This is a genomic window from Jeotgalibaca sp. PTS2502, from assembly GCF_001975685.1.
GTDB classification, from domain to species: Bacteria; Bacillota; Bacilli; order Lactobacillales; family Aerococcaceae; genus Jeotgalibaca; species Jeotgalibaca arthritidis.
Map to the genome: position 1 here is coordinate 1,415,644 of NZ_CP019433.1, position 24,818 is coordinate 1,440,461.

General features: G+C 38.9%; 20 protein-coding genes and 1 pseudogene. 4 read left to right on the plus strand and 17 right to left on the minus strand.

Going from position 1 to position 24,818, the window contains the following annotated elements:
- Positions 1–64: 64 nt before the first annotated feature.
- The 7 genes from secA to BW721_RS06940 form a co-directional block, all read right to left on the minus strand.
- Positions 65–2,722 carry a preprotein translocase subunit SecA gene (secA, locus tag BW721_RS06910; protein ID WP_083686911.1) on the minus strand — a complete coding sequence of 886 codons (2,658 nt, stop codon included), beginning with the start codon at positions 2,720–2,722 and terminating at the stop codon, positions 65–67.
- Between the two features lie 197 nt (positions 2,723–2,919).
- Positions 2,920–3,480, minus strand: coding sequence for a ribosome hibernation-promoting factor, HPF/YfiA family (gene hpf / locus BW721_RS06915; protein ID WP_076767390.1), 561 nt, complete (start codon positions 3,478–3,480; stop codon positions 2,920–2,922).
- Positions 3,481–3,600: 120 nt separating this feature from the next.
- Positions 3,601–4,284 (minus strand): ComF family protein, encoded by a 684-nt coding sequence (locus tag BW721_RS06920; protein WP_076767392.1) that lies wholly within the window; start codon positions 4,282–4,284, stop codon positions 3,601–3,603.
- A complete protein-coding gene (locus BW721_RS06925; protein WP_076767394.1) occupies positions 4,262–5,623 on the minus strand; it encodes a DEAD/DEAH box helicase in 1,362 nt (453 codons plus the stop codon). The genes BW721_RS06920 and BW721_RS06925 overlap by 23 nt, the downstream gene beginning before the upstream one ends.
- Before the next feature lie 211 nt (positions 5,624–5,834).
- A complete protein-coding gene (locus BW721_RS06930; RefSeq protein ID WP_076767395.1) occupies positions 5,835–6,119 on the minus strand; it encodes a 2'-5' RNA ligase family protein in 285 nt (94 codons plus the stop codon).
- A gap of 11 nt (positions 6,120–6,130) precedes the next feature.
- Positions 6,131–7,000, minus strand: coding sequence for a DegV family protein (locus tag BW721_RS06935; RefSeq protein ID WP_076767397.1), 870 nt, complete (start codon positions 6,998–7,000; stop codon positions 6,131–6,133).
- Positions 7,001–7,032: 32 nt separating this feature from the next.
- The gene (locus BW721_RS06940) at positions 7,033–8,532 is read right to left on the minus strand and encodes a UDP-N-acetylmuramoyl-L-alanyl-D-glutamate--2,6-diaminopimelate ligase (RefSeq protein WP_076767399.1); all 1,500 of its coding nucleotides are present in this window, start codon (positions 8,530–8,532) and stop codon (positions 7,033–7,035) included.
- Between the two features lie 170 nt (positions 8,533–8,702).
- Between BW721_RS06940 and BW721_RS06945 the strand changes: the two genes are divergently transcribed.
- Complete coding sequence (locus tag BW721_RS06945; RefSeq protein WP_076767401.1) at positions 8,703–9,377, plus strand: YigZ family protein; 675 nt, start codon at positions 8,703–8,705, stop codon at positions 9,375–9,377.
- 37 nt (positions 9,378–9,414) lie between these two features.
- On the opposite strand, the gene BW721_RS06950 is transcribed toward BW721_RS06945, so the two are convergent.
- The 9 genes and pseudogenes from BW721_RS06950 to groES all read right to left on the minus strand — a co-directional run bounded on the left by BW721_RS06950 (position 9,415) and on the right by groES (position 20,656).
- Positions 9,415–10,509, minus strand: a complete 1,095-nt coding sequence (locus BW721_RS06950) for a glycosyltransferase family 4 protein (protein ID WP_076767403.1) — start codon at positions 10,507–10,509, stop codon at positions 9,415–9,417.
- Between the two features lie 15 nt (positions 10,510–10,524).
- Positions 10,525–12,366 (minus strand): LTA synthase family protein, encoded by a 1,842-nt coding sequence (locus BW721_RS06955; RefSeq protein ID WP_083686816.1) that lies wholly within the window; start codon positions 12,364–12,366, stop codon positions 10,525–10,527.
- Between the two features lie 21 nt (positions 12,367–12,387).
- Complete coding sequence (nadE, locus tag BW721_RS06960) at positions 12,388–13,221, minus strand: ammonia-dependent NAD(+) synthetase (RefSeq protein ID WP_076767405.1); 834 nt, start codon at positions 13,219–13,221, stop codon at positions 12,388–12,390.
- A gap of 15 nt (positions 13,222–13,236) precedes the next feature.
- The gene (locus tag BW721_RS06965) at positions 13,237–14,649 is read right to left on the minus strand and encodes a nicotinate phosphoribosyltransferase (RefSeq protein WP_442905242.1); all 1,413 of its coding nucleotides are present in this window, start codon (positions 14,647–14,649) and stop codon (positions 13,237–13,239) included.
- A 227-nt stretch (positions 14,650–14,876) separates the two neighbouring features.
- Positions 14,877–16,271 carry a sugar transferase gene (locus BW721_RS06970; protein WP_076767409.1) on the minus strand — a complete coding sequence of 465 codons (1,395 nt, stop codon included), beginning with the start codon at positions 16,269–16,271 and terminating at the stop codon, positions 14,877–14,879.
- A gap of 96 nt (positions 16,272–16,367) precedes the next feature.
- Positions 16,368–18,254, minus strand: coding sequence for an alpha-amylase family glycosyl hydrolase (locus BW721_RS06975; protein ID WP_076767412.1), 1,887 nt, complete (start codon positions 18,252–18,254; stop codon positions 16,368–16,370).
- A gap of 145 nt (positions 18,255–18,399) precedes the next feature.
- Positions 18,400–18,552: pseudogene (locus BW721_RS06980) on the minus strand (transposase); the annotation flags it as partial.
- 177 nt (positions 18,553–18,729) lie between these two features.
- On the minus strand, positions 18,730–20,346 hold the full coding sequence (gene groL, locus BW721_RS06985) for a chaperonin GroEL (RefSeq protein ID WP_076767414.1): 1,617 nt from the start codon (positions 20,344–20,346) through the stop codon (positions 18,730–18,732).
- Positions 20,347–20,371: 25 nt separating this feature from the next.
- Positions 20,372–20,656, minus strand: coding sequence for a co-chaperone GroES (gene groES / locus BW721_RS06990; RefSeq protein WP_076767416.1), 285 nt, complete (start codon positions 20,654–20,656; stop codon positions 20,372–20,374).
- Positions 20,657–20,867: 211 nt separating this feature from the next.
- Here groES and BW721_RS06995 point away from each other — a divergent pair, with 211 nt between their 5' ends.
- Positions 20,868–21,539 (plus strand): CPBP family intramembrane glutamic endopeptidase, encoded by a 672-nt coding sequence (locus tag BW721_RS06995; RefSeq protein WP_076767418.1) that lies wholly within the window; start codon positions 20,868–20,870, stop codon positions 21,537–21,539.
- 36 nt (positions 21,540–21,575) lie between these two features.
- Positions 21,576–21,782 (plus strand): YdiK family protein, encoded by a 207-nt coding sequence (locus tag BW721_RS07000; RefSeq protein WP_076767419.1) that lies wholly within the window; start codon positions 21,576–21,578, stop codon positions 21,780–21,782.
- A gap of 34 nt (positions 21,783–21,816) precedes the next feature.
- Here the strand turns inward: BW721_RS07000 and BW721_RS07005 are convergent, their stop codons facing one another.
- Positions 21,817–22,446, minus strand: coding sequence for a redox-sensing transcriptional repressor Rex (locus tag BW721_RS07005; RefSeq protein WP_076767421.1), 630 nt, complete (start codon positions 22,444–22,446; stop codon positions 21,817–21,819).
- 321 nt (positions 22,447–22,767) lie between these two features.
- On the opposite strand from BW721_RS07005, the gene BW721_RS07010 reads away from it, so the two are divergent.
- Positions 22,768–24,714: an ABC-F family ATP-binding cassette domain-containing protein gene (locus BW721_RS07010; RefSeq protein ID WP_076767422.1), complete on the plus strand. Its 1,947-nt coding sequence runs from the start codon at positions 22,768–22,770 to the stop codon at positions 24,712–24,714.
- The last annotated feature ends 104 nt before the right edge of the window (positions 24,715–24,818 follow it).

Sequence of the window (24,818 nt, forward strand, 5' to 3'; positions counted from 1 at the left end):
CCTTCTTGCATAAAAATGATGGGCGGAGATTGCCCCCGCCCATCATTTTTCATGCTTGCAACTCTTACAAGTCTTTACCATGACAATTCTTAAACTTTTTACCGCTGCCACATGGACAAAGATCGTTACGTCCGACCTTATCGCTTGATACAGCTGTTGGCGGTGTTGCTTGTTCTGTTTCAGTTTCTACTTGATTAGCAGCTTCTTGTTGCTTTTTAGCAGCCATAGCCTTTTGTTGGGCAACTAACATTTGGCGCATTTGCATTGCTGCTAACTGAGCGCGTTTGACTTGTTCAATACGGTCAGCTGATCCTGCTTCGCCTTCACGAGTTGGTCGAATTGTTGAGCCAGCTCCAACGGATTCGCGTTGCAAGTTTTGACGAACTTCAGATTTCATAATAATACGCGTTACATCATAATCCACAGATGCAATCATTTCTTGGAAACGATTATAGCCCTCTGTTTGATATTCTGTTAGCGGGTTATTTTGTGCATATGACCGCAACCCAATTCCTTGGCGCAGTTCCTCCATGTTACTGATATGTTCTGTCCACTTGTTATCAACGACACGCAAGATAACAACCTTTTGGAACTCTAGCATTTGTTCACTACTTAGCTCTTTCTCTTTCTCTTGGTAAACAGCTTTTGCACGATTGGTTAAATCATCTTTAATCTCTGCTGCTGTTTTATTTTCTAGGTCTGAAATGCTAATTGTATCAGGATGAACCAATACATTTGCTGCAAAGTCTCGGATTGCTTTTAAATCCCAGTTTTCTTTTTCACCACTTGTATGATTGTCGACTAAACGTTCAATGGTACGTGTAATCATATTCGTTGTCACTTCATTAAGTGATTCTGTTTCCATTATCACTTCTAGACGTTGACCGTACATAATCTCACGTTGTTCACGCATAACCTCATCATACTCTAAAACGTTCTTACGTGTATCGTAGTTATTTCCTTCGACACGTTTTTGAGCAGATTCAACTTGGCGTGATAACATTTTACTTTGAATCGCTAAGTCGTCTTCTTCAACATTCAATTTGCTCCATACTTGTTGGATACGTTCTGAACCAAAGCGTCTCATCAAATCATCTTCAAGGGATAGGTAGAATTGTGTTTCACCCGGGTCTCCCTGACGACCAGAACGACCACGTAACTGGTTATCAATACGTCGTGATTCATGACGCTCTGTACCAATAACAGCTAATCCGCCAGCTTCCTTTACACCTGGTCCTAATTTAATATCAGTCCCACGACCAGCCATGTTAGTGGCAATGGTGACGGCTCCTCTTTGTCCAGCATTCATAACGATTTCTGCTTCTCTAAAATGGTTTTTCGCATTCAAAACTTGATGAGGAATCCCTTCTTTTGTCAGCAAATTAGATAACAATTCTGATGTTTCAATCGCAACGGTACCCACAAGAACCGGCTGTCCTTTTTCATAGCGTTGTTTAATATCTGCCGTTACAGCGTTAAACTTACTCTTTAGACTTGGATATAATAAATCAGCATTGTCAATACGGATAATTGGCTTGTTTGTAGGCATAGCAACAACTTCCATATTGTAAATTTCACGGAATTCTTCTTCTTCTGTTTTAGCTGTACCCGTCATGCCTGATAATTTTTTATACATACGGAAGTAGTTCTGGAAGGTAATTGTCGCCATTGTGCGTGATTCATTTTGAATCTCAACATTTTCTTTGGCCTCAATAGCTTGGTGCAAGCCATCTGAATAACGACGGCCTTCCATAATACGACCTGTAAACTGGTCAACAATTTGAACTTTACCTTCATTAACCACATAGTCAACATCGAGAATCATAATATAATTAGCACGTAAAGCTTGATCCAGATGGTGAACAAGCCGCGTATTTGTCACATCATACAAGTTGTTCGCATGGAATGTTTTTTCTGCTTTTTCAATTCCTTCGTCCGTTAAAGCAATCGATTTAGACGTTAAATCAATGGTATAATCTTCGTCTTCTTTAAGACCTTTGACAAAGAAATCAGCACGGTTATAAAGTGCTGTTGATTTTTCTGCTTGTCCTGAAATAATCAATGGTGTTCTTGCCTCATCAATTAAGATTGAGTCGACTTCATCGACAACTGCAAAGTTAAGTGGACGTTGTACCATTTGATTACGGTAAACAACCATGTTGTCACGTAAATAGTCAAAGCCTAATTCATTATTAGTACTGTATGTAATATCACAGTTATAAGCTTCACGTTTTTCTTCTGAAGATTTGCCAGCCACGTTTAATCCAACTGTCAACCCTAAGAATCGATACAATTCACCCATCTCTACTGCGTCACGGCTTGCCAAGTATTCGTTAACTGTTACAACGTGAACACCTTCACCTGAAATAGCATTCAAGTATACCGGCATTGTGGCGGTTAAGGTTTTACCTTCACCGGTTTTCATTTCAGAAATATTCCCTTTATGTAGGGTAATACCACCCATTAGCTGAACTTTATATGGATAAAGACCTAATACGCGCTTTGCTGCTTCACGAACAACCGCAAATGCTTCGACTAATAAGTCATCAAGTGTTGCGCCTTTTTGGTAGCGTTCCTTGAATTCTGCTGTTTTTGCAGTCAATTCATCATCGCTTAATGCTTCCATTTGACTAGCTAGGGCAATGATTTTATCTGCTGTTTTTTCTAAGCTTTTTAGTTCTGCTTTATCGTTTTCGAAAAGACGTTTCAAAAAATTGGCCATTCTAAATCTCCTCTAACATTCATTCTTGTTATATTCATTTGCCTCATGTTTAATATTCGTCTTAAACATGTATACAATCTCTGTATCTTATTCATTTTACCATTAATGATTTCACTTTTGTATCATTTTCTTTAGTAGTTTTTATTTACGCCAATAAAAAAAGCAGGCCAGATTATTTCTGGTCTGCTTTTTACAGTCTAGTTTACGTCGCCATCAGTTTCGATTAGCCCAAACTTGCCATCTTTACGACGGTAAACAATGCTCGTTCCGTTTGTATCAGCATCTTCGAAAATAAAGAAGTTGTGACCAAGCATGTTCATTTGAAGAACAGCTTCTTCACTGTCCATTGGCTTCAATGATAGACGTTTTGTACGGACAATTTCTAATTGGCCGTTATTTTCCTCGACTTGCTCTTCTAAAGCTGAGATATCTGCCGCCATTTCAAATCCTTTTTCACGGGATTTACGGTTAATTTTTGTTTTATATTTGCGTACTTGTCTTTCTAACTTATCAACAACCAGATCAATGCTACCATAAAGATCAATGGAGGTCTCTTCGGCACGCAATACCAAGTAAGGAAGTGGGATAGTAACCTCTACTTTTGCTGTCTTATCAGAATAAACTTTCAAATTCACATGAGCGGTTGCTTCCGGAACGTTACTGAAATAACGTTCTAACTTACTTATTTTCTTTTCTGCGTATTCTCTTATAGCTTGTGTAACCTCGATATTTTCTCCTCGGACATTGTACTTAAACATAGCATTCTCTCCTTTCGTCTGATTCATCATCAGAAAAGACACTCTTATGGACCACTCATAAGAGTTCCTTTAAGTATATTATAATGTAAGCGTTCGTATATTACAATTGATTAAGCATATTTAACGTGCAATTGTTAAAGATTCAATTTTTTCTACACCTGCCTGATAAAGAATCATCTTAGCATGAAGTAACGTTCTGCCAGTTGTGTAAATATCATCAAATAATAAGACCTTTCGAATGCCCTCTACCGAAGACGTACAGCTAAAGGGTTGCTCGGACTGCAGACGTTGCTGGCGATTTTTTTGTGATTGCTTGTCACCTTCATAATGATTGGTCAACAAAGATTGATAAGGAATTTTTGCTGCTTCTAGCAGCTGCACAGACTGATTAAATCCCCTAGTTATAGAGCTTTTTTCAGATATAGGCAGTGGTACAACTACATAATCTGAATAATCCTGATAAATCTCGGTCAGCTTTGCTTTGAAAACAAGCGCCAAACGACTATCTCCTTTTATTTTATAGTTATGGAGCCAATCTTTTAAGGCTTCGTTATAGAGATAACATGCCTGATGCTGAATAAACTGTTCTGAGTAGCTCAACCGCCACTTCTGACAATCTTGACAAAATTGATTATCCTCTTGTCGTCTCGAGCATCCCGGACAGGCTTTGTTTTTTTCAATCACTATAAACGCTGATTGGCAACGATCGCAAACGATTATTGGACTAAATGGTTGAAAATTAACCATTTCCCACAAACTGATTCCCTGCCGTTGCGGTCGATTACACATCAAGCAATTCGCCATGGAGCAAGCCTCCTTCCTGTGCACGCTGATTCATCTGTTTAATTTGTTTGCAGGCTCGCTTCATCGCTTTCGTATAACCATAATGAGCAAAGCAGACTGAACCGCTGGGATAATCCTTGTGACGTCCCACACGGCCAGCAATTTGCACAAGTGACGATTCAGTAAAAACAGCATCTTCTGCTCCTAAGACCAAAACATCAATGTCACGAAAGGTGACGCCTCTTTCTAAAATAGTCGTAGATAATAAACAATTATAAGCTTCAGCACGCATCGCTTCTACTTTTTCAATTCGCTTGGGGTCTTCTGAAGATACAGAAGAAAAGCGTTTGTCAGGGTAGGCCTCTTTCAACTGTTTTTCTAGTTCTAGCATCAGTTGAATATGCGGTAAAAATAAAATAAACCGTCTGCTACTTTTTAGATGACGATCAATCAACTTTAAACAGGTTCCACCTTTCTTTTGACGGATCGCCTTACGCCAGTCTCCTACCCAGACGCAATGTGCCTCAACCAAGGGATAGCCGTGATAGCGGCCAGGTAAAATAGTTGCTGCTAATTGCTTATTTTGAACCATTCTTTGCATTTTTTGAGGAGGTGTAGCAGTTAAATAGAGCAAACAACCGCTTGCTTTCACCGCCTTTTCTGTCGCAAAATTAAGCATAGCGTTATTGTGATAAGGAAATGAATCCACTTCGTCAATGACTAATAAGTCAAAGGCAGATTGAAATCGTAACAATTGGTGGGTTGTCGCAATGACAAATGAGCTGTATTGATAGTCTTCCTCGATTTGACCATGTAATAAGACAATCGGCGTATACGGAAAAGCAGCTTTAAAACGTGGATATAACTCAAGGCAAACATCAATACGTGGGGAGGCAATACATACTCGCCCTTTTTCTGTAAGACAACGGGCAATCACTTGAAAAATCATTTCTGTTTTGCCTGCACCTGCCACTGCCCAAATTAACCGCCTTTCCTTTTTATTATAACTCCTTAAACAATCACCAGAGGCTCGTTCCTGCTCGGCCGATAAGCTTCCTTCCCATTTCAAAAGAGGTAAGTGGTCGATTATAAAATCGTTTTTCTCCTCTAAACCATATAAAAAACTGCACCGTTTAATCTTACCCATAGCTAAGCATTGACTACAGTAAAAGCAATGATCACCACAATGACAGGGACCTGATATTAGAAATTTTTGTTGATTTGTGCCGCAACGTTGGCACTGCCAACCACTTGTTGTTTTTTGAAAAGCTGCTGTTTTAATTGCAATTTGATCAAGTATCACCTGATCTCCCTGCCATTCTGTTTGAAGAATCGCGCGTCCATATAGTTGCTGTTCCATGTAGATTCCCCCTTTTTCCCATCTATTAATAAATACGCAAAAAAGAGCTGAGGACGTTTTTTTCCTCAGCTCTTTTGCTTATTTAATAAAATATGATTTAAGGGCGTATAGGCTAGCTGCCCATCCACTTGATGACTTTGAAAAAGTGTCACTTGAGACACACACTCATTGAAGGCAACTGGCTAATGACACCACTTCTCCTCATCCAATGCTACAATTTGCCAACCCATAGAATATAACGATTTTTCTTAATAAAGTAGCCGCACTCGCCGCCTAAAAGAGAAAATCGGTCTGTCAAGGCTAATTTTTCTGATAACTGCTTAAATAATTGCACATCGTCGGTTTCACTGATTTCACCAATAAAACATAGCGTTAAATGAAAGTTTTCCTTTCGGGTCAAGCGACCCCGTTCAGACCACTTGATTAGCTTATCTTGATAAGGTGCTAAGTCATTTTTCAGCGCTGAGCTGAGTTGAATCCCAGCAAAGACTCTCATCTAATATCACCTTACAGTTCTGGGCAGTTTCTTTCCACATCTTCAGTCCACGTTAAACCTAACGCACCTTCTCCTAGGTGAGTCCCAATAACTGGACCAAAGTAACTTAATTCAAAGCGGACATCTGGATACAGCGCTTTTAATTCACCCATCCAAGCCCTACCTTTATCTTCAACATTAGCATGAATAACGGTCGCAATAACGGGGTAATCTACTTTGGCCAAATCTTCGCCTAAACGTTCATTGATGCGCGCCATTGCTTTCTTTTGCGTTCTAATTTTCTCAAATACGGTAATCACTTTATTTTCAAAATGAAGAATCGGCTTAATCTTCAACATTGACCCAACCAGTGCGGCACTGCCAGATAAACGGCCTCCCTTTTGTAAATTATTCAGATCATCGACAATAAAGTAGGCCTGTGAGCGACTTCTCATTTGTTCAAGTTGTTGGATAATTTGATCAGGATGGATGCCTTTTTTAGCTAAGCGCGCTGCTTCAAGAACATAGCGGCCTTGAACGTAGCAGCTAGTTTCTGAATCAAATGGATAGATTTGGCAGTTCGTAAATTCTTCTACTAACGAATGGACGCTCTGATAAGTGCCACTAATGCCCGAAGACAAGTGGATAGAAATAATCGCATCATAGTCTTTAGCTAATTCTTCAAACACTTCAATAGTCTTTCCAATAACTGGCTGCGAACTTTTTGGAAAATTCTCAGACTCTCTAACGATGTCATAAAACTCTGTTGCCGATAAATCGATTTCTTCTCGGTAAGAGTCAGTCCCGATTTGAACTAGTAAAGGCAGCATATAAATATCATACTTTTGCCTTAATTCTTCCGTTAGATAGGCCGTACTATCAGTAACGATTGCTGTTTTCATTTAAACGATTCCCTTCAATTGTTTCTGGTTTTTTATATAAGTTTCCTTCTCTCAAGGGCGTTTCTAGCTGCCTCTTGGTCTGAGAAATGATAAATTCTACCTTTTTCATCGTAGTAAATGGTATCATGACCCCTTCCAAGTAACAAGACAATATCACCAGACTCTGCCATTTCAACGGCTTTATAGATTGCTTCGGTTCGGTTTTCGATATAACTATAGTTAGTCATCCCTTCCGGTATACCCGCTCTCATCATTTCCCAAATTTGAGACTGATCATCTTGCTTCGTTTCATCGGTTGTCATAATAGCATAATCGGATTGTTCCACTCCAATTTTAGCCATTATTGGTCGTTTATCTGCCTCCCGTTTACCTGGGCATCCAAATACTGAAATAATCTTGCCTTTTGAGATCATTTTGACTGTTTCAAGAACTTTCTCCATAGCGTCTGGTGAGTGGGCATAATCCACGTAAACTTTTACATCTTCCTTGGCTGTTGAAACCAGTTCCATTCGACCAACAACACCTTTAAAGCTTTCATAGACTGTAATAATCGCTTCTAAATCATAACCTAGCGCGTAAACAGCGGCTATCGCAGCTAACACATTGGCTACATTATACTCTCCGACTAGGACTGACTTAACAGGGTAAGTCTTGTCACCTACGACAAGATCAAATTGAGTTGAATCTTCATCATAGCGAATACGGTCCGCAAAAAAATCAGCCGCTTTGTCCTTAACACTGTAGGAAATAACTTCCGCAGCGGTTGCTAACGCATAACCTTCAAAGGTCTCATCGTCTTTGTTTAAAACAGCCACTTTTGGTCGGTTAAAGGGTTGGCTATAGCTATTGCCTAGTTGAGAGAATAATAACTTTTTGGCTTCGCGATATTCTGCCATCGTATTATGAAGTTCCATATGTTCATGGGTTAAGTTCGTCATGACCGCAACATCAAAGTTAACACCCCATACGCGACCTTTAACTAGTGCTTGCGAAGATACTTCCATAGCACATATGTCCACCGCTTCTTCTCGCATTTGCTTTAGAACACGTTGAAGCGTAATACTGTCTGGTGTTGTATTTTTAGTTGGATAAAAATCGTCATTAATTTGGATGCCGACAGTTCCAATCAATCCTGTCCCTTTATTAAGCCCCTTCACAATTGCCTCAATAATAAAGGAAATGGTTGTTTTCCCATTTGTCCCCGTAACACCCACTAATTGAAACTGGTTACTCGGAAAATCATAGAAAGCATTAGCTAGAATTGCCATTGCCTTATCTGTATTATTGACATAAATAATCGGTACAGATCCGTTAGTTTCAACTGTTTTTCTTGCGATAACGGCAATAGCCCCTTTTTCAATCGCAGTTGCAGCATACTGGTGACCATCAAAATTACTTCCTTCAATACAAATAAAGATATCTCCAGCCTCTACTTCTCGTGTATCTTGTGTTATTTTTTGAATTGGTTGATCAGACAATTCACCCGTTATTTTTTTTATAGTTAAGTGGTTCAATAAATTTTCTAAGTTCACTATTACACCTCATTCTAAGCCTTTCGGTTTCACAAGTTATTATACCTTATAATAAAACAAAATAGGACGACTGGAAAGATTTTACGTTCTATTAACTTTTTTATCACTTTCGTTTAATTTTCTTAAATATGCTAAAATAAATCTATGAAAAATCGGAAAGGAGACGACTCATGTTAGAATCCTACAAAACCATCTCTCAAGAAGGACAAAAAGAAATTATTATTAAAGGCTCACGTTTTATTTGTAGCCTTAAGCGTGTGACCGATGAAGAAGATGCAAAAGCCTTCATCCAAAGTGTTAAAAAAGAGCACTGGAAAGCCACTCATAATTGTTCAGCCTATTTAATCGGCGATACTAACCATATACAACGTGCTCATGATGATGGTGAGCCATCTGGAACAGCAGGTGTCCCCATGCTTGAGATTCTAAAAAAGAATGACTTGCGCTACGTCGCAGCAGTAGTGACTCGCTATTTCGGTGGTACTAAATTAGGAGCCGGTGGACTGATTCGTGCTTACGGAAAATCCGTTTCATCTGCCCTTCGTTCCATTGGACTAGTCGAACGATCCTTACAGATACCTCTTGTTTGTACGGTAAGTTATTCGGCTTCTGGCAAATTAGAAAATTATTTATTACAGTCTACTTATCCCCTTATTGACACCATCTATACCGATACGGTTAGCTTTAAAGTGGGTGTTAAAACAGCTGAAGTGGAGCAGTTTCAAGCTGAACTCATTGATCTAATGAATGGACAAATTACCTTCGAAGCAGAAGACGTACAATATGTTGAACAAGCAGTCTCACAACAGATTGAGGAAGACAGCGACGAAGATGATGAAGACTAAAAAGGACTGAACCACTCTCTCATTACCTCAGAGTGGTTCAGTCCTTTTTGTCTGGACTACCTATTATTTTTTGTAGGAATCGTTTTAAGCTATTTTCTTCCTTACCAATCAAGTTAAAAGAAGCAATAAATAAGATCATTCCAAATAACAAGCCTAACGTTAAAATAATTGATCCCCAAAATGAAGATAAGGGATACAACATCGCTGTTAAGGAAAAAATAATGCCTAGAGCGTATATAACGAGCACGGTCTGGCGGTGGTTGAAGCCTAGCTTCAATAAACGATGATGAAGATGGCCACGATCCTTCTGACTAATGGCCTGTCGGTTAAGTAAGCGTCTAATAATGGATGCTAGCGTGTCTGTCAATGGTACACCTAAAATAGCAACTGGAATGAGTAATGATATAAAGGTCGCATGTTTCAAGCCATTCAATGATAAGGTCGCAATCATGAAGCCAATAAACAATGAACCAGTATCACCTAAAAAAATCTTCGCCGGATAAAAGTTGTGGGGAAGAAAACCAATCAGCGCTGCCACTAATAAAAAAGTCATGGCGACAATCGGTACATTGGTGGCGATTGAAAACACATAACTCACTAATCCCATAGTTGTTAACGAAATAATTGACGAACCAGCTGCTAGACCATCCAATCCGTCCATCAAATTAACCGCATTAGTAATACCCGCAATCCACAAAATCATCGCTAAATAGCCCATCTCACTAAATTCAATTCTTCCTAGATAAGCAATCGTCAAATGATCGAGTCTCACTTCTGTGAAAAAATAGTAACTATTAGCTGCTAGCAAAATACCTAGCATTTTTTGCCAAGGCTTTAACTCATGGCGATCATCAATAATCCCGGTTAGAAGGATAACAAAGGAGCTGATGAAGATAGGTCCGATATCTGCAATTTGATTAACGGGCGGAATACCGATAAGATACATCATCCAAAAGCTGACAAAAATGGCAATACCACCTAATGTCGCTATTGGTCTTGTATGAATTTTTTTAGGTCCTGGATAATCAACCCATCCAAAATGTCCCGCTAGTTTCCTAAAAATAGCAGTGACCGTAAAACTAACGATAACTGTCAGTACAAACAAGATCACAAACCGCATCGAAAAACTCATCTCACTCCTCCTTCCTTAATTGAAATCATCAAAGAAACCGCTATTAACGAGCGTTTTTTTCCCTGTCGTCATATCATACATAATCCAATCGTAGATTTCTAACATATGTTGTGCTTCTTCAGATAAGTCATCACGACTTTTTACAAAATCTTCTTTCTCTTTTGAGTAATACATGCCTTTTTCAAAAGCGGGCACTTCTTGACGTAAATCCATCAGGAAAGCATCAAATCCACTGACGGGCTGGTCAGTTAAACGAGCCAGTTCACTATAAAAATAAATGGGACTGAGCAATCCAAGCGGTTGACTGTCAGATAGATAATTAGTAAAGATGATAGCAGGAGTTTGATGCAAAGTGGTTTTGCCGTTATTTTCTAAGATCTTTTCACCAAAAACACTCGGCCAATGGTCTCCCCAAAACACAACAACTGTTGGCTCATCTAAAGCTTGTAGGTCCTCATAGAATTGCTCTAAAGCTTGATCACTATAATTTAAATCTTGCAAATATTGGTTGATCTTTTCATTACGATAACCAGTCTCTTGAAAGAGAGGATAATCGTCATACTTAGCTGCATAAGGCGTATGATTTTGCATCGTAACCAAATGAACAAAATCCGTTTCTACTGAATCAGCCATCACTTGAATGACCTCATCGTAAGCAGACTGGTCGGATATGTACGGATTATTATCTATCTTCAGGCGATTTGTCATTGTTTCATCATAATAAAAAGCATCGAATGCTAGATTATCATAATTTTGGCGTCTTTTATACATAGACGTATTATAAGGATGGATTGCTGTCGCATAATAACCGCGTCCTTTTAACTTAGATACGATAGACGGAAATGTCGTTTCCTTAGGTAAAAATTGCGTAAATGGTGTCGAAACATGCGCAGCAAAGGGCTCCATCGAAAGAGCGGTTAAAGCTTCAAACTCAATATTGGCGGTTCCCCCGCCATAACCTTGAGACAACATCCGCCCGCTCCAACTTTCTTGAGACAATGTTCTCGTAAAGGGAATGGGGTCCCAAACTTGAGATGTTTCCTTTAAATCAAAAGGGTCAGCAAAACTTTCATTCATAATAAAAATAATATTGGGTTGCTCAACTGTAGCAGATCGCTGGCTATTGATAGCAGCAGCCTTTTCACTATACGTTTCCTCGATAGTCTGTAAAACGTCACCTTCATCCCCTGCTGGTTTATCCATAGGGTCAGCCGGTAAATTATATAGAAAACCCGCTACAAACCCATTGTTATAATAGTTCATCTGCTGGCTGTAAGGAATCCAGTATGCTGAATAATCATAGGCTTTTTTGACCAGGTTACCCTCTTTCGAAAAGGTTGATAGGTATGTTAGTCCCAAACTACTCACCAAGAGCATAACTATTCGGCTACGCTTAGATAGTTTGAGGCTAGTTTGCTTACGTTCTTGCCTAATGACAAAAAAAAGAAGCACGCCAATCATTAAAACCAATATCATAATGGCAAATAAAACGGTAGGTGTCAGCATCTCTACTAATGACCCCACACTACTCACCATAGAAAAATCTGACGGATAGAGCGGCTCACTCCGTTGTCTCATTTTTTCAAAGCTCATAAAACCGATAATAGCAGACAAGCTGAAAAAGGTCAGGTTTGCTAACCTCACCTTTCCAACAACTGCCCATATCCAGATAGCTGGAACAAGAAGCACCAGCCAACTAATGAGAAACTTTATGGTGTGCCAGCGGAATACAAAATTAAAGACGAGGCTAATATTTAGCTCATTTTGAAACCACTGCAATAAAAGTTGTGAGATGAAGACTGTTGCGATGAGCGACAACCACTGCCTTCCCTTTTTTGACGTCATCCTTGTCTTCACACTACTCACTCCCTAGTCATTCTATGATTGCTTCCAGAAATCATCGTAAATCGTAATTGGTAAATGGCGTTTGTGCTCAGAACGGATATACCAATTTTCAATGATTTGTGCTTCATTTTCATTGATTTCTTTACCTTCTAAGTAAGCATCAATCGCTTGATATGAAACCCCTAGTGCCACTTCATCTGGCAAAGCTGGACGATCTTCTTCTAGGTCGGCTGTCGGCACTTTCTCATATAAATGAGGCGGACAATTCAATACCTTAAGCATAGCTCTCCCTTGTCCTTTGTTTAATCGCCATAGCGGTAATATGTCTGCTGCACCGTCTCCAAATTTTGTAAAAAAACCGGTCACCGATTCTGCAGCGTGATCTGTCCCAATCACTGCACCACTGGTTTGACCAGCAATGGCATATTGAACAACCATGCGTTGGCGTGCTTTAATATTTCCTTTATTAAAGTCACTGATAGCAGATCCCTCTGTTTCTAAAGCAGATACAATTGCATCAGTTGCCTCTTTAATGTTTACGGTAATCGTTTGATCTGGCTGAATAAAAGCCAAAGCATCATTCACATCGGTTTCATCTAGCTGTTTGCCATATGGCAGTTTCACCGCGATAAAACGCAGCTTATCATTTCCAGTTTCTTGTCTCAGTTCTTCAACCGCAAGTTGAGCTATTTTACCGGCTAGTGTCGAGTCCTGCCCGCCACTGATACCGAGTACCAAACTTTGAAGGAAAGGATGAGCCTTTAAGTAGTCTTTTAGAAACGCTTTACTGGCCTCAATCTCTTCTTCTGCCACAATGTGTGATTTCACTTTTAATGCCTCAATAATGTCTTGTTGTAACGGACGCATTTACCTTTCCTCCTTTTAGAATACTGGGTCGTCTTTACGAATGGTTTGTTTAATTTCCTTGATGGTATTCATCTTGTGATCCCAAGCCTTTTGGGACAAGTCAACCGGATAATCCTCTGGGTTAAGAATACGTTTATATTCATCCCAAAGGGCATCTTTTCTTTCCGTTGAATATTGTCTAATGTCTTGAATCGTTGGTAAGTCATAGATCAATTCACCATCAATAAAAATATCCTGTAAGACCGGACGTGCATTAAAGTCAGTCACTGTTTTATTGATATACGTATAGGTTGGATGGAACATAAAGAGTTCTTTTTCTTGATCAGGACGTTCATCCCATAAAGCCACATAGTCCCCTTCAGATTTGCCATCTTCTCGTCTCGTAATCCGCCAAACTTGTTTACGGCCTGGTGTAGACACTTTTTCAGCATTACTTGAAATTTTCAAGGTATCCACCATTTTACCGTTGTCGTCTTCGATACTAACTAATTTATAAACGGCTCCTAATGCTGGCTGGTCGTAGGCTGTAATTAAATAAGTTCCAACTCCCCATACATCAATCTTAGCACCTTGCATTTTTAAGTTTAAAATCGTCATTTCATCTAAGTCATTTGATGCGTAAATTTTAGCATCAGGGTACCCAGCGTCATCCAGTTGCTGTCTAATTTTTTTAGATTGGTAAGCCATATCACCACTGTCAATACGTACGCCTAAGAAATTAATCTTATCACCCATTTCATTGGCAACACGAATCGCAGTCGGTAAGCCTGAGCGAAGCGTGTCATAGGTATCAATCAAAAATACGCAATCTTTATGAGATTTGGCATAAGCCATAAAGGCATCATAATCATTGCGGTAAACTTGAACAAGTGAGTGAGCATGCGTTCCTACTGCAGGTATATTAAATAATTTACCTGCACGAACATTAGACGTCGCATCAAAACCACCCACATAGGCAGCACGTGCGCCCCATAAAGATGCATCCATTTCTTGTGCACGTCTTGAACCAAACTCCATCAAAGTATCTTGTTCTGCTACTAAACGTAAACGAGCAGCTTTCGTTGCAATCAGCGTTTGAAAGTTCACAATGTTTAATAGCGCTGTTTCAATGAGTTGGCATTGCGCCAATGTTCCTTCTACTTGAACAATCGGTTCATTGGCAAAAACCAACTCCCCTTCAATGGCAGAACGGATACTACCCGTAAAGCGGAAGTTACTTAAGTACTGTAAAAATTCTTCTGGGTAACCTTGTGATTCTCTTAAATAAGCAATATCCGATTCAGTAAAGCGTAAGGTCTTAATGTACGCTACTAATCGTTCTAAACCTGCAAAAATGGCATAGCCATTTTTAAACGGATTTTTTCTAAAATAAAGCTCAAAAACAGCATGTTTGTCTGTAATGCCTTCATCCCAATAAGTCTTCATCATATTAATTTGATATAAATCCGTATGTAATGCTAGACTGTCGTCATTGTATTTTAATCCCACCATGAGCACTCCTTATTTACACGTTTGGTTGAATACACACTAGTAGCCAACCTACTTTTCTATTATTATAACGCAAAGCCCTTGTGATTTCTTTTTTTTAGCATAAAAAGCTTATAAAAAAGGGATAGCGACACTTTAACATGCCGATATCCCTTATAAACTTATCTTTAATGGATGACTTTAATTCCTTTAGCAATCAGCTCTTGTTCGGAATGCATCGTCCGTTCGGTTTCATCCAACCCACGTGAGCTTACCTTATCGAACAAAATTTTAACAGTTTGCAACATGATTTTTAAATCTAAAATTAAAGAGTATTTTTTAATATAAATTAAATCAAAGTTCAGCTTACTATTAAAGTCTGATGCATACTTTCCGTAAACTTGGGCATAGCCAGTAATGCCGGCACGCACATTGTGTCTCAAGTAGTAGTGCGGATTTTCTTCCTTAAACTGATCGACAAAAAATGGGCGTTCAGGACGCGGACCCACAATCGACATATCGCCTTTTAAGACGTTAAACAACTGAGGCAACTCGTCAATGCGTAAGGAACGCAAGTATTTTCCAACAGGCGTGACACGCATATCATTGCTTGTCGCTAGCACAGGACCTGATTCTTTTTCAGCAGTAATTCCCATACTACGGAATTTTAAAATCTCAAACTCTTTTCCGTCCTTGGTCATTCGGGTTTGCTTGTATAAAATCGGGCCTTCTGAACTTCGTTTCACTAAGACAGCTGCCACTGCCATAATCGGTGATGACACAATAATAAGCAACAATGAAAACACAATATCAATCAACCGTTTGATGATGCCATCTTCTGACGCAATTCGAAACGGTGATACTTCAATAATACTCTCGTCTTCAATATTCATCATGTTTGGATTAACCATCACAAGATTTTCAAAGCTGGTGTTCAAGAAGAATTTCTTGTCTTCACGCATTAACAAATCATAAATGCGTAATTTTTCTGATTCTTCAATTTGACTGGCCAGATAAACAATATCAATATCATTTAGATGACTTTTGACATTTTCATAGTAGTCAGACAGAACCACATGAGACACCACATGACGGATGCTCTTTGTGTTGGAAAAGTTATCAACTGCCGCAAAGACTTCTTTTTCCATTCCCACAATCATCACACGTTTACTACCACTTAATTTTTGGTAAACCTTGAATACGAGCACACGCCACGTAAACAAGACGATACAGCCAACAAAAAAGTGAATCAGAATAACCGAGCGCGGAAACGCCAGCCATCTTCCTGCGAACGTCAGTGCCATGATATACAAGGACACGACAACTTGTCCGATAAGGGTAATGAATAAAAAGTCGCTGACCGATTTATTATATAAGATGTATGTTCCAAATAGGATACTAACGATGATAAATCCAATAGAAACATAGATGATACTGCCTTTAAAAGCTTCAAGATTGCGAATAGGAATATTTGCTCCATATCTCAAGCGGAAAGACAGTAATAATGAACCGATAAATAGCAGCAAATCAATCAACATAATGAAGAATTTTCGTGATTTTGTCCATTCCTCTTTTTGATTCACGATCTATTACCTCCTTAAAGTCATTATGACTTCATCTATTTTAGCATGAAATCAAACAGAGGAACAGAGACAACTCTCAAAGTATAGATGCTTTTCCTATTCCATTGTTATAATCACAGTGCCACCTAAACTTCTTGGAGGAAGGATTAGGGTAAGTTTACGATCAGATGGTATAGTATAGCTTTTGCCACTATAGCGGTCGATGACTTGGCTAGCTGTTGAAAAAGGAAGTTCAATTGTCACTTCTTTTTCTTGATCGAAGGTATTTAAGGCAATCACAACTTGCTCATCTTGATAACTACGACTAAAGACAAGGTAACCTTCATCATTAGAACCCGCTATCGTTTCGCGACTTCCTTTAGAAAACAATTTGCTGTAATCTTTGCGAATATTTAATAGTGTTTTGTAGTGATTATAAACTTGACTGCCCGATCCTTCGCTTGCTTCCCAATCAAAATCATAGCGGTTCTCACTATATTCGCCATTATCCATATTTTTAGCAGCCGCTCCTGTTAAGCCAATTTCTTCTCCATAATAGATGACTGGTTGGCCTTTAGCTGTAATCATTAGGGACGCCGCAACCATTTGCTTACCGAGGTCGCCACCTGCTTGCTTATAGAGGAAACCATCTTCATCATGGCTAGATAAAAATTGCCCCATTGTCGCATCAGATGTCAGCTTATTATTCCGATCAATTAATTTTTCTTGCGCCCCCATAACATCCCAGTTAACAAAACTACCCGCTATTTGTTTAAACTCAAAATCTAATAAGCTATCCATTTCACCGTCATTCAGATAGCCGCCATTCTTATCGATTGAAGCACCATAATCCTCACCAATTAATTTAAAATCTGATTTCACTTTAACTAATTCATTTTTAAAAGCCTTCCAAGTCGTATCGTCTACATGCTTGACCGTATCTACACGGTAAAAATCGATGGTATCGCCACGATTTGTTCGAGCTTTTCTCAACCAATCCGTCTGCCATTCAATGATTTGTTGCCTTACATCTGCCTCTTCTGTCTGTAGATCGGGCAATCCTGATAGCTCACCTACAATTTGGTGATTGGCAACGGGTTCTGTTCGAATCAGCCCGTCAAAAACCATTTGCTCCTCTTTAGTCGGAAAATTCGCAATGGATTGATCCCCATCAGCAGTCTTCATTCCATAACCCGTATGATTTAACACGACGTCAACCATCAATTTTATGCCATGGTCATGAGCCGTTTCAATGAGTTGGTGGAAAGTTGCTAAGTCGCCTAAATGCTCATCTAACTGTGTGAAATCCTTGGCCCAATAGCCATGATAACCATATTGGTTGTCATTATCCCCTGCTCTAACATTCCAATCAATATTATCAACAATTGGCGTTATCCATAAGGTATTAATCCCTAACTCTTGCAAATACGGCATCTTTTCGATCAACCCTCGAAAGTCACCACCGTGATAGGTCTCAAGGTGTTCTAAATCAATATCCTCGTCAAAGGGATTATCGTTGGATGGATCCCCGTTATAAAAACGGTCTGTTAAAGCAAAATAAATACGAGCTTCGTCCCAATCAAAAGCTAAAGAACGATCTGTCCCCTCTTCCTCTACTACAGTAATTGTTTTTTCGATGTGTTCGGTGTGATCATTCTGGTCTGTCACAGCTAGCACAAGTGTCTTCTCGCCTGGTGAAAGCTGATCATCAACACCAAAACTAATTTCATTTAGCGACTCGTCCATTGTGATAGGTTCTTCAATTCCGAATGCTGTCGCATCCAGAGTGATTTCTTTAATGGCATCGTTGAAATAAACGGATTCGTCAATCGTTAATAAAACACTATCTTGTTGATTTGGATATTCTGGTAAAAGCTGAATCTCTTTTGTTGTTAATAATTCCAGCTCGTTAGAAGTCTGAGAAGTAATATCATGAGTACCCTCATCTGAACAAGCCGTTAGTACACCGATTACCGACAAGACAATGATAGTAAATTGTTTCAAAATAAATCCACCCCTTTTTGTAAACGATATCATCGGTTCTATCTATTAGCAACAAAATTTCATTTGTTAGCGCTAACTTTTTTCACACAAAAAAAGCTGCCTCTTCAGACAGCTTTTTCATTCTATTCATTAAATAACTTTTTTCTTCCATAGCTTTTCGCTCGCAAAGTTCGCGAATAATCTGACCGATGCTTTGGCGGTACTTTCCATAAATGATTTGTCTTCTATATTTTGAGGCAAAAACAATGTGATACTTACATCTCCATTTGCTGTGTGCTAAACTATTCTTGTCCTGCATGGGACGACCTCCTTTTATTGTGAATGTGCCGGTCGGGAAACCAGCCATATTCTAGCATAAAAGGAGGTTTTTTTTGCCCCACGCTTGAAGCTCTTTGGAACCCCCGGCGTAGCCAGGGGTTTTCGAAAAACACAACAAAAAAAGAGAATGGGCATGCCCATTCTCTTTTTGTTTGTCTTACATCATACCCATGCCTGGATCCATTCCAGGTGCTGGCATTTCTGGAGCAGGTTTGTCTGCGACAACACTTTCAGTTGAAAGGATTAGTCCGGCAACACTTGCTGCATTTTGTAAAGCAGAGCGAACAACTTTAGCTGGGTCAACGATTCCAGCTTCAATCATGTTTACCCATTCATCAGTTGCTGCGTTGTAACCCATGCCTTGTTCTTCACCTTTAATTCTTGCAGCGATAACAGAACCTTCTAGTCCAGCATTTTCAGCAATTTGTCTAACTGGTTCTTCCAAAGCGCGAGCCACGATACGAACACCAGTCGCTTCATCTCCAGTTAGTTCAAGCGCACTTAAGCGAGCTTGAACATTGACAAGCGCTGTACCACCACCAGCTACAATGCCTTCTTCAACTGCTGCACGAGTTGCATTAAGTGCATCTTCAATACGCAATTTACGTTCTTTTAATTCTGTTTCTGTAGCAGCACCGACTTTAATAACCCCTACCCCACCTGCTAATTTAGCTAAGCGTTCTTGTAGTTTTTCACGATCAAAATCTGATGTTGTTTCTGCTGCTTGGGCGCGAATGTGAGCAATGCGTTGTGCGATTGCAGTTTTGTCCCCTGCTCCTTCAACGATTGTTGTATTATCTTTTGTGATGACAACTTTGCTTGCATGTCCTAAGTGTTCGATTGTTGAATCTTTCAACTCTAGTCCTAGGTCTTCAGCAATCACTGTCCCACCTGTTAATACAGCAATATCTTGTAGCATTTCTTTACGACGGTCACCAAATCCTGGTGCCTTAACAGCAGCAACATTGAATGTTCCACGTAATTTGTTCAATACTAATGTTGGTAATGCTTCGCCGTCTACATCGTCTGCAATAATTAATAATGGACGACCAATTTTTAAAATTTCTTCTAACAAAGGCAAAACATCTTGAATGTTAGAAATTTTACGATCAGTAATAAGAATAAATGGATTTTCAAGTTCTGCTTCCATCTTATCGTTGTCAGTTACCATGTATTGTGACAAGTATCCACGATCAAATTGCATACCTTCAACAACATCTAATTCTGTTTCAATTCCTTTTGACTCTTCGATAGTGATAACGCCGTCGTTACCTACTCTTTCCATTGCTTCAGCAATTAATTCCCCTACTTCACGAGAACCTGAAGAAACAGCAGCTACTTGAGCAATTGATTCTTTTGAGTTAACCGTTTGAGAAATTTCTGCTAGTCCAGCAACAGCTTCTTTTGTTGCTAATTCAATACCACGACGAATACCAACTGGGTTTGCGCCGGCAGTCACGTTTTTCAATCCTTCGCGCACGATGGCTTGCGTTAATACAGTTGCTGTTGTTGTTCCATCTCCAGCAATATCATTTGTTTTAGAGGCAACTTCAGAAACAAGTTTAGCACCCATATTTTCAAAGTGGTCTTCTAATTCAACTTCTTTAGCAATGGTAACACCATCATTTGTAATTAGCGGCGAACCGTATGCTTTCTCTAAAACAACGTTACGTCCTTTTGGTCCAAGTGTTACTTTTACTGTATTTGCCAGTATATCAACGCCTCTTAGTAAGGCTGCACGAGCGTCTTCAGAAAATTTAATATCTTTAGCCATTATTCTATTCACCTCATCAATTTAATTAGTCAATAATTGCAACGACATCTGTTTCTTTAATAACGAGATAATCTTTGCCTTGGTATTTAATTTCGGTACCGGAATATTTCTCAAAAAGAACACGGTCCCCTTCTTTAACAACCATGTCAATCTTTGTACCGTTGTCAGTTACTCTTCCTTCGCCCGTTGCAATCACAATACCCGTTTGTGATTTTTCTTGTGCTGAAGATGGTAACACCAGCCCTCCGACTGTTTGCTCCTCTTCTTGAGCAACTTCAATGATAACGCGGTTTCCTAATGGTTTTAACACAAATATCCCTCCATAATCTATCATTTGAATTAGCACTCTCACCCAAAGAGTGCTAATCTATGACTCTATATTAATCAAATCTACTAGTGAATGCAAGACAAAACTATTATTTTTTTTTAAAATTGTGATATACTTTCATATAGACTTTAAACTTCACGTTATTGAAGAAAAAGCATCCTTGCTTTTTAACCTTAACAGAAAGGTAAGATTTATGAAAAAGAAACTTTCTACAGCGACTAAAATTATTTTTGTTTACATCGCTGCTCAGCTATTACCCCTTCCCTTAATGTTTTTATTCCCAGAAAATCGTCAAATTGAAATGAGTTTGAATTTAACCATTTTATTTGCCTTTTTAGGAACAATGGGGATGATTTTACTCAACCGAACTAAGGAATGGACTCCTTCAACAGAACTAACGGATAAACCATCTGCACCTACCAAAAAGATTGTGTTATGGGGATTAATTGGATTTGTCGGCTCAATTGTACTTCAAATTGTAACGTCTCTAATTGAAATGGCTGTCTTTAACGTCTCTTCTGAATCGGTCAATACACAAACCTTGTTAGACACCGCTAGTGACTATCCTTTCTTAATTTTTATGATTGTTTTATTTGCACCAATCATGGAAGAATTTGTCTTTAGAAAAGCGATTTTTGCCCAACTCTCTTCATCAAGTGTCGGAATTGTCGGATCAGCTGTCATCAGCTCATTGTTGTTCGCCTTTATCCACTTTGATGGGCATATGCTTGTTTACGGGTCTTTAGGATTATGGTTTTGCTATTTATACTTTAAAACCAATAATATCTTTACCCCTATCATGGCACATGCTTTAATGAATGCTTATGCCAGCTTACCTCTTTATTTCCCTGAGCTGTTTCAATAACCGCTTATTATTTATGTTTGTTTAGAAAGGAATCTCATGACTTTAAAAGATATTCTCATCCAAATCGGTATGAAATTTGTTTTTGGTTTGCTATTTGTCTACTTTGCCGTTGATAGTGTCAACACATCAGGCTGGGGCTTTTTAGCTATTCTAAGTATTCTATTCGCTACAAATAATATTGTTAACGGCGTTAGAATGCTTGATACGTATTTTAAAATCAAGGAAAATATCGATCCTAAATAAAAAACAGTTAAGCCGCGGCTTAACTGTTTTTTATTTAGGAAATATTATTATCTAAGAAATAAATCAATGTTTGCAATTCATTCGTTAAGTCAACATTTTGAATACGAACATCATCTGGAACTGATAATCGAATCGGAGTAAAGTTCATGATACCTTTTACACCAGCCTCAGTTAAATCATTAGTCGCTTTTTGAGCAACATTTTGAGGGACTGTTAAAATGGCAACATCGATTTGTTGGATGCGTAGTTGTTCAATCATTTCAGACATATCATAAACAGGAACACCACTAACGATTTTGCCAACAATTTCTTCGTTCACATCAAAAGCACAACTGATGCGCACATTATTGCTCAAGTGGAAGTTGTAATTTAATAAAGCATGACCTAAATTACCTACTCCGATAAGAGCAACGTTTGTTAATCGGTCTTGATTTAATGTTTTGCTGAAGAAATCAAGTAGGTACTCCACATCATAACCGTATCCTCTTTTTCCTAAAGCACCGAAATAAGAGAAGTCACGACGGATAGTCGCACTGTCCACCTTGACAGCTTCACTTAATTCATTTGATGAAATTCTTGCTTTTCCTGCGTTATGCAGATATCTCAAATAACGGTGATAAATTGGCAACCGTCTGGCAGTTGCTCTTGGTATTTCTGTTGACATTACAACGCTCCCTTTCAGCATAACGTTTTAAATCTATATAAAAAAGAATAATCACATAATCTTAGCAATCTAATACATAATGACATTATAGCACCACATTGTGAAATATCTAGTATTTTTCTCTAATTTGTATCTTTTTGTGAAAAAAATTCTTTGTTTCCCTTATTTTCATAAGCTTTAAATAAAAGTAGCGACATTATTCACAATCATTGGCTTTTCAATTAATGTTCCTATCTCTTGTTAAAATTCTATGATAAAATGAAATGGCATGTTCTTATTTGACAATTTAACGACCATTATATAGAGAAAGAGGATACACCTATGATATTATTGCAAGGCCAAAATCTTGCGCGTCACTTCGGTTCAGCAGTCCTATTTGAAAATATTCAAATTACCATTCAAGACCAAGAGAGAATTGCCTTGGTCGGCCGTAACGGTGCTGGTAAATCGACTTTATTAAAAATACTAGCTGGTTTTGAACCCACCGACGAAGGCAAGATTGCCAAGAAAAAAGATCTCCATATTGGTTACTTAGACCAATACAGTACAGTTGATTCCGACAACACTATTTGGGAAGAAATGCTGTCGGTCTTCGAACCCATTATTAAACTAACGAAAGAAGCTGAAGAAGCAGCCCATGCCTTAACCGATGAAACGTTGATGCAAGACACTATAGCCTTTGAAGCTGCTCTAAAACGTTATGATAGTTTGCAGCAAGAAATCCAAGAAAAAAATGCTTACGGCTACGAGTCAGAAATCCGTTCCGTTCTACATGGCTTCCGTTTTTACGAGGAAGACCACCAACGACCTGTTTCGCAACTCTCCGGCGGTCAAAAGACACGCTTAGCACTTGCAAAAATCCTACTCGAAAAAAATGATTTACTTATTTTGGACGAGCCAACTAACCATTTGGACATTGATACATTAGCTTGGTTAGAAAACTACCTAATCGCTTATCGTGGCACCTTGCTTATCGTATCTCATGACCGTTACTTTTTAGATAAAGTCGCTACCAGTGTCTATGAAATTAGCCGCAATCGCATCCATTATTACAAAGGCAACTATTCCTTTTACTTAAAAGAAAAAGCAGCCCGATTAGAGCAAGAAATGAAACAATTCGAAAAACAACAAGGCGAAATTGCTAAATTAGAAGACTATATTGCTCGTAATTTAGTTCGTGCATCAACTACTAAAATGGCACAGAGCCGACGCAAGCGCCTTGATAAAATGACTCGACTCGAAAAACCAAAAGGTGACGAGAAATCTGCTCGCTTTTCGTTTGACATTGAAAAGGAAAGCGGCAATGTCGTCATGATTCTAGAAAATGGCGCCATTGGCTATGATAGCACGATTCTCTCTGCCCCTATTCATATGGACTTGCGCAAACATCAAGCCATTGGAATTGTCGGACCAAATGGGATTGGTAAGTCAACTCTCCTTAAAAGTATTAACAAGGAACTACCACTTATCAAAGGAGACATCCATTATGGGTCTAACTTAGAAATCGGCTATTATGACCAAGAACAAAAAAACTTAACGGAAAATAAAACCGTTCTTTCTGAAATTTGGGATCTGCATCCAACTATGAATGAAACAGCAATTAGGAGTATTTTAGGAAGCTTCCTCTTTAGCGGTGAAGATGTTGACAAAACCATTTATTCTCTAAGCGGAGGCGAACGAGCTCGACTATCTTTGTGTAAGTTAGCCTTGGAAAAGAATAATGTTTTGATGCTAGATGAGCCAACCAACCACTTGGACATCGACAGTAAAGAAGTATTGGAAAATGCCTTGATTGAATACGATGGTACCCTATTATTCGTATCGCATGACCGCTACTTCATTAACCGGATTGCAACGAGTATTTTAGAATTATCTGAAGATGGTAGTAAGCTCTATTTAGGCGATTACGATTATTACGTCGAGAAGAAACAAGAAGAAGCTGCGCTCGCCCAACTGCTTCTCGATGAAGCAGCAGCAGAGTTAGCAACGACTACTCAAACCGATACGAAGAAAAAAGATTACCAATCCAATAAAGAACGGGCTAAGTTGGAACGCAAACTATCGCGCGTCATCGAAAGTACTGAGTCAGAACTAGAAGCATTAGAAGTGGCTATTGAGGAAATCGAAACAGCCCTTACCCTTCCCGAAGTATTTGGTGACCATGAAAAGGTACAAGACTTACATGACCAACTACTCGCACAGCAAGAAAAACAAGATCACTTGCTGCACGAATGGGAATCATTAACACTAGAATTAGAAAATCTATAAGACAACAGGAGGTTCTCACTGAGTGAGGACCTTCTTTTGTACGATTTGCACGATACAAGCTATAAAATCTTGCTGTATCTTACATTTGAAGACCCAAATGTAAC

Bases quoted from the DNA above. Each gene is read 5' to 3' on its own strand.
- nadE (WP_076767405.1), bottom strand. From the start codon at position 13,221: ATGCGTCCGTTACAACAAGACATTATTGAGGCATTAAAAGTGAAATCA.
- BW721_RS07005 (WP_076767421.1), bottom strand. From the start codon at position 22,446: ATGTCAACAGAAATACCAAGAGCAACTGCCAGACGGTTGCCAATTTAT.
- secA (WP_083686911.1), bottom strand. From the start codon at position 2,722: ATGGCCAATTTTTTGAAACGTCTTTTCGAAAACGATAAAGCAGAACTA.
- BW721_RS06935 (WP_076767397.1), bottom strand. From the start codon at position 7,000: ATGAAAACAGCAATCGTTACTGATAGTACGGCCTATCTAACGGAAGAA.
- hpf (WP_076767390.1), bottom strand. From the start codon at position 3,480: ATGTTTAAGTACAATGTCCGAGGAGAAAATATCGAGGTTACACAAGCT.
- BW721_RS07010 (WP_076767422.1), top strand. From the start codon at position 22,768: ATGATATTATTGCAAGGCCAAAATCTTGCGCGTCACTTCGGTTCAGCA.
- BW721_RS06925 (WP_076767394.1), bottom strand. From the start codon at position 5,623: ATGGAACAGCAACTATATGGACGCGCGATTCTTCAAACAGAATGGCAG.
- BW721_RS06945 (WP_076767401.1), top strand. From the start codon at position 8,703: ATGTTAGAATCCTACAAAACCATCTCTCAAGAAGGACAAAAAGAAATT.
- BW721_RS06995 (WP_076767418.1), top strand. From the start codon at position 20,868: ATGAAAAAGAAACTTTCTACAGCGACTAAAATTATTTTTGTTTACATC.
- BW721_RS06950 (WP_076767403.1), bottom strand. From the start codon at position 10,509: ATGAGTTTTTCGATGCGGTTTGTGATCTTGTTTGTACTGACAGTTATC.
- BW721_RS06930 (WP_076767395.1), bottom strand. From the start codon at position 6,119: ATGAGAGTCTTTGCTGGGATTCAACTCAGCTCAGCGCTGAAAAATGAC.
- groL (WP_076767414.1), bottom strand. From the start codon at position 20,346: ATGGCTAAAGATATTAAATTTTCTGAAGACGCTCGTGCAGCCTTACTA.
- BW721_RS06965 (WP_442905242.1), bottom strand. From the start codon at position 14,649: ATGATGAAGACTTATTGGGATGAAGGCATTACAGACAAACATGCTGTT.
- BW721_RS07000 (WP_076767419.1), top strand. From the start codon at position 21,576: ATGACTTTAAAAGATATTCTCATCCAAATCGGTATGAAATTTGTTTTT.
- BW721_RS06920 (WP_076767392.1), bottom strand. From the start codon at position 4,284: ATGGCGAATTGCTTGATGTGTAATCGACCGCAACGGCAGGGAATCAGT.